The organism is Algoriphagus halophilus (assembly GCF_900129785.1).
In the GTDB taxonomy this organism is placed as follows: domain Bacteria; phylum Bacteroidota; class Bacteroidia; order Cytophagales; family Cyclobacteriaceae; genus Algoriphagus; species Algoriphagus halophilus.
Genome location: NZ_FSRC01000007.1, coordinates 1 through 4,870 on the forward strand (window position 1 = coordinate 1; position 4,870 = coordinate 4,870).

Annotated in this window: 2 protein-coding genes; both read right to left on the reverse strand. The window is 42.6% G+C overall.

Annotation, left to right across the window (positions count from 1 at the left end; genetic code table 11):
• Window positions 1-200, reverse strand: a 200-nt coding sequence (locus BUR11_RS20865) for a type IX secretion system membrane protein PorP/SprF (protein WP_143186104.1), incomplete at its 3' end; no start/stop codon positions are given.
• Window positions 201-208: 8 nt separating this feature from the next.
• Window positions 209-4,870: DUF7507 domain-containing protein (locus BUR11_RS21055; protein ID WP_143186105.1), on the reverse strand; the 4,662-nt coding region annotated here is incomplete at its 5' end.

Consider the following 4,870-nt stretch of genomic DNA (forward strand, 5'->3'; position numbering starts at 1 on the left):
GGCGCTCCGGGAAAATTCACCCACTGGCTACGGTACGTGCTCTGGATATAAGGCTCCCCCTTGTATCCCGCATAGCCCGGGTTGATGTGCAGCCCGTTGAAAATATACTGGCTGAACTGGGGAAGCTGCTGGCCCTTTGTTATCCCGGATACCGAGAATAACAAAACACTCATTACTATGATTCTAAAAGTCGTTCTCATATCGCTTCTTAATTTTCTTTTATAACCTGAATCCAGCCCTTGAACTCGTGCGTTTTGTCATTACTATCTACTGTGGTCAACACATAGAAGTAAGTTCCTGCCACTTGCCCTGGAGCGTCCCAGTCGTTTTGATAATTCTCCTGTTCGAGAACATGGTCACCATATCTGTTGAAGATCGTGATTTCATTGCTGACAAACTTGCCAAGACCCTGGATCACAAAGGTGTCATTGTCTCCATCGTTGTTTGGAGTGATCACATTTGGAATGTGGAACGGCAAGATGGTATTCACATCATCATCCTGATTGTTCGATTCGTCAGTATCATCCTCATCCGATCCTACAATCACTGTATTAGTAATTGAACCTGCAGCTCCGGCTTTGACCGTCACTCGAATGGTTACTGAGGCATCTGCTGCTAGTACTGGAATCGTCCATGTAATTGCAGTACCTGAAACATTATCAGTGACAGTTGCTCCAGAACTATTTTCCGTTACCTCATTACTTAAGTAAGTCACACCAGTTGGAAGATTATCAGTTACAATCACATTGGATGCTGGAGTATCTCCATTAGTCACCACGATTTCGTAATCGAATACATCTCCTTCATAGATCTCTGCTTCAAATGAAGTCTTGCTCACATTTAGATCCACTTGATCGTTTTGTAATCTGAAGACTACTGTAGCATCGTCATTATTGCTTGGATTTCCAGCCTCTCTCAAGATATATTTCAATCTATACTCTCTTGCTTCATTCACACCTGGTATCAAGCTCAATTCACCATCATCATCAATTAGCAAACCGATTACTCCATCCAATTCTGTGAATTCGAAGTCCACATCTGCTGGGTCAGGTCTTTGACCATCTAGTAAATCGTTTTCCAAGATATTTCCTAATCTACCTCCATAGCTCAAGAAATAGGTTCCGAAATCGTCATCATTTGCAATGATCTCAGGGTCTGGAGCTGGTGGCGGTGGCGGTGGTAAGTTCATTACTATATCCACGGAATCTTGATCCTCTACCTCAGTTCCATTAGGAGCAGTACCTTTCACGGTAGCAGTATTACTTACTTGCTCTTTGTTAGTCAAATCGTCCAAAGTCACCACATATGTAGTTGTAAAGACTTCAGTCTCATTCGGCAATAACAATCCGATGGTCTCCTCAAATCCAGTCAATGGATCAGAAACTTGAACATTTACTAATGGTGCAGTACCGGTATTAGTTACTGTCAATGTGTAAGTAATCTCTTGACCCGGGAAGGTTGCCTCTTCAATATCAGCTGTTTTCACTATCTCGATTCCTGGCTCTAGGTTCACACTAACAGTCGCCTGACTTTGTGCTTGAACCGTTGTACCAGAGAAAGTATCCACTGCATTAACAGTTGCGATATTCAAGATTGGCTTACCACTCAATAAGTCTTGCAATGTTACTGTATAAGTAGTGGAGAAGGACTTCATTTCTCCCGGTGCCAAGGAAATATTCGGCAAGGAAAGTCCGGTCTTAGGATCGACCAAATTACCACTAGATAAAGTCACATTACCGGTGTTGGTCACTTCCAAAGTATAGTTTAGAACGATTCCCTCTCTACTTACAGATTCTAGATCTACTGTTTTGTTCAAGGCAATATTTGGAATTCTAACTGCCTCTACTGTTACCTCATCCTGATCTTCTACCACTTCGCCTTTCACAGAGGTTCCAGATGTTGTAGCCACGTTCAAGATAGAACCAGCATCCATATCTGACTGGGTTACAGTGTAAGGTGAATTAATTGTAGAAGACAATCCTGGGGCTATGGTGCCAACATTCAAATTCAGACTAGTCAATGGATCAGAAATAATCACATCGTATAGAATTACATTACCAGTATTGGTCACTGTCAATGAGTAGATTATCTCTTGACCTGCAGCTTCTACCTGAGAAGGATTAGCTACCTTCTCAATATTGATGCTTGGACTTAAGGTCATACATTCAACCACCGAATCAGAATCTTCCGCCAACACAATACTTTCTACCTCTGATGATAAGTATACAGTAGCAGAAGCAGTATTGGTCACACATTCTTGCTCAATGATATCTTGAGTAATCGCCAGTTGAGTTATATAATTTGCAGAAGCGCCAGCTGCCAATGTTGGAACTGTCCAAGCATCTCCTGTCAACTCATCCACCACTTCAATATCATTCAACTCAACATCTCCATCATTGATAACTTTAATGTTATAGGTGATGAATCCTCCTACCTGATCATCATTGGATACAACTGTTTTCTCAATTTGAACAGATGGCTGAACCACCAAGACAGTTACAATTGCTGTATCACAATTCGTTGGGTTAGGATTAGTACATATTCTATACTCTAGTGTATAAATACCTGGAGTAAGACCTGTACTTACACTAACTAGACCCGTTGTTGTATCCAGAATTAAGGCTCCTGGCGTAGATTGAGATACCTCAAATACATCTACTAAATCGGTATCTAAACCTGTCAAATCACCCAACATATCATTATCCAATACATTGACAATGTTTGAATACCCAAGTTGGCTTGAAACAGGGATTCCTGTCATATCATCGTCAACTGCGATAGGAGGATTTGGATTAGGATTACATGCCTCTGTAGCTCCTGGATAGGCTATCTCAGAAGTTACTTCTGGATTTAATTCAAATCTAACATAGGCTCCTTCTTCTCTTACTCCTGCGAAATTAAAGTCTCCAGAAATCCATTGTTTCTTAACAAGTTTCCATCCTGGCCACTGACTTCCATATCCACCTGGTAAGGTATCTGCTCCAGGGAACAACATGTAACCTTCCATTGGAATATTCTCATATCTAATGATCTCTTGATCATTACTATCATACCAAATCATGGTCAATGGATTTGGATTTCCTGGTGCTAGATCCTGCAAGTTAAAGTTGGCAGGCTCAAGCAACCATCTCAAATATGGAGCATCCAATTCGCAATAAGACTCTATTTCATCTATCAGTAATACAGGTTCAACTGTAGCACTAATTACTGCTTCATCATAATTGTCAGCATTACCGATTTCTGTAATTCTATAAGTCAATTCATAATCACCTGCAGCTGCATTTGCTGCAATAGTGATGACACCATTTTCATCTACCGTTAATACCCCTGAAGGATCAGGAACTACAGTAGTAAGAATTACATTTCCTGTGTTGGCAGCTCCTCCTAGATAAGAGTCATTGTCAAATGCATTGATAGATGCAACTCCTCCAGAAATGGTGTAGGTACCAGCGTTATCATCTACTGCAAGGATATCATTAAATATCGCTTCAGCTGTAGCCTGATCTGGTTCTGACATAACTTCTGCTTCATTGAGGTATCCAATTGCTGAAGCAATATTGGTAACCGAACCATTTGTTAAATCAGCTTGAGAAATGGTATATGTAGCAGTCAAAGTCAAGGACTCATTCGGTGCCAACGTATTCTCTACTGCTGCTGGGATACCAGGTACCTTATCATCTACTACTGTGAATGGTCCATCTAAGGTCACATTTCCAGTATTTGTTACGATGTATTGATACTCTACTACGTCCCCAACCACACTATAAGGATTGCCAGCTATTATTGATTTTTCAATAGATAGTGCTGGGTTCTGACAAAGATCAACCTGTGTCTCGTTATCAGTATCAATAGAATCTCCAGATAGATCATCTACTGTAGTTTCCTCAAATACCGCAGTTGCTTCTGCCTGGTTATTGATGTATCGGATATTGGTATCCTCCAATGTAACTTCATAAGTCGCGGTGTAGATGGCAGATTCATTTGGTAACAGAGTTCCTTCTGCACTGTTCATGCTGCTGCTTATGAAAGTAATTGCTGACATAGTACCTGTACCAGTGAAGTGGAATTCATTCACTTCAACATTATTCAAGGTCACATTTCCTGTGTTATATACAGTGAAGGTATAGGTAATCAAATCACCTGTATCGTAGCAATCATCCTCACTTTCAACATCTGCTAATTTCACGATCGCTATTCTTGCATCAGTAATTGCAGTGATGGTCTCGCTGTCTGTATCGCTTACTTCCACATCGTCAGGATCATTGCCTGTCGCTGTAGCGGTGTTGTCCACCTGACCCGCATCCATGTCGGTCTGCGTGATGGTATAGGTTGCCGTGAACACCTGGTTCTCGCCCGGTGCCAACGTCACTGGACCCGGAGTGATCGCGCTCAATCCACTCAATGGATCGCTCACTGTCACATCTGTCAAGGTCACGTTGCCTGTGTTGCTCACATCGAAGGTGTACGTGATCACATCTCCTGCAGCATTGTAGGTAGATGGTGTAGCACTCTTCACAATGTCGATCGACGCATCCTTCACTACCGTGATGGTCTCGCTGTCTGTATCGCTTACTTCCACATCGTCAGGATCATTGCCTGTCGCTGTAGCGGTGTTGTCCACCTGACCCGCATCCATGTCGGTCTGCGTGATGGTATAGGTTGCCGTGAACACCTGGTTCTCGCCCGGTGCCAAGGTAACCGGACCCGGAGTGATCGCGCTCAATCCACTCAATGGATCGCTCACTGTCACATCTGTCAAGGTCACGTTGCCTGTGTTGCTCACATCGAAGGTGTACGTGATCACATCTCCTGCAGCATTGTAGGTAGATGGTGTAGCACTCTTCACAATGTCGATCGACGCATCCTTCAC